This window comes from Vibrio sp. 10N.222.46.A1, assembly GCF_041473595.1.
Lineage (GTDB): Bacteria > Pseudomonadota > Gammaproteobacteria > Enterobacterales > Vibrionaceae > Vibrio > Vibrio tasmaniensis_A.
In genome coordinates this window covers 1-766 of record NZ_JBFRSN010001692.1, presented here as the reverse complement: position 1 = coordinate 766, position 766 = coordinate 1, and the positions used below count along the sequence as shown (strand labels likewise).

General features: G+C 44.1%; 2 protein-coding genes. Both read right to left on the bottom strand.

Going from position 1 to position 766, the window contains the following annotated elements; all coding sequences use genetic code 11:
• Nucleotides 1–61 precede the first annotated feature (61 nt).
• The gene (gene sspB / locus AB4496_RS28900) at nucleotides 62–556 is read right to left on the bottom strand and encodes a ClpXP protease specificity-enhancing factor (protein WP_012603204.1); all 495 of its coding nucleotides are present in this window, start codon (nucleotides 554–556) and stop codon (nucleotides 62–64) included.
• A 6-nt stretch (nucleotides 557–562) separates the two neighbouring features.
• Nucleotides 563–766: glutathione binding-like protein (locus AB4496_RS28895; RefSeq protein WP_372133555.1), on the bottom strand; the 204-nt coding region annotated here is incomplete at its 5' end.

The window sequence follows — 766 nt, the reverse complement described above, 5'->3', positions numbered from 1 at the left end:
AAAGAAAAAGCAGCGATAAATCGCTGCTTTTTTTGTATTTGGAGTTATTTAAAAAATAACGCTATTTGATAACACGAAGACTTGGGCGACCTTTCGCTGGACGAGATGGCTCAGGTTCTGAGTCAGACTCTTCAGCATCTACGTCTGCTGTTGCAACACTCAAAGATGGGCCTTTTTCTGGTTCTTCAAAAGGACTTTCTTCAATTCCTTCTTCAAACGCTTCCATGTAAGCCTCTTCAGGTTCAAACATGGTACCAGCACCATTCTCACGAGCATAAATAGCCTGTACTGCGTATAGCGGAACGATCACAGAGTGTGGACGACCACTAAAGCGAGCACTAAACGTCACAGCTTCGTTACCCAGTTCAAGTTGTCCAACCGCACGAGGCGCGATGTTCAGAATGATCTGACCATCTTGAACAAACTCGTCTGGAACTCTCACACCCGGCAATGTTGCTTCAACAACCAAGTGTGGAGTCAGTTCGTTATCAACCAGCCATTCATAAAATGCACGAAGCATGTATGGTCGGCGTGGAGTCATATTTGAAATATCCATAAACGCTTAGCGAACGAGTCGCATCTCACGCTCAGCTTCTGTTAGAGAAGCTAGGAATGAATCACGTTCGAATACGCGGTTCATGTAAATCTTAAGTTCTTTAGAACCAGGACCAATCAGTTCGATACCAAGCTCAGGTAAACGCCATAGTAGCGGAGCTAGGTAACAATCAATTAGGCTAAACTCTTCACTCATGAAGTATTCATACTC

What these genes read in the sequence shown, in the direction of transcription:
- sspB (WP_012603204.1), bottom strand. Translation starts at nt 556, where the DNA reads ATGGATATTTCAAATATGACTCCACGCCGACCATACATGCTTCGTGCA.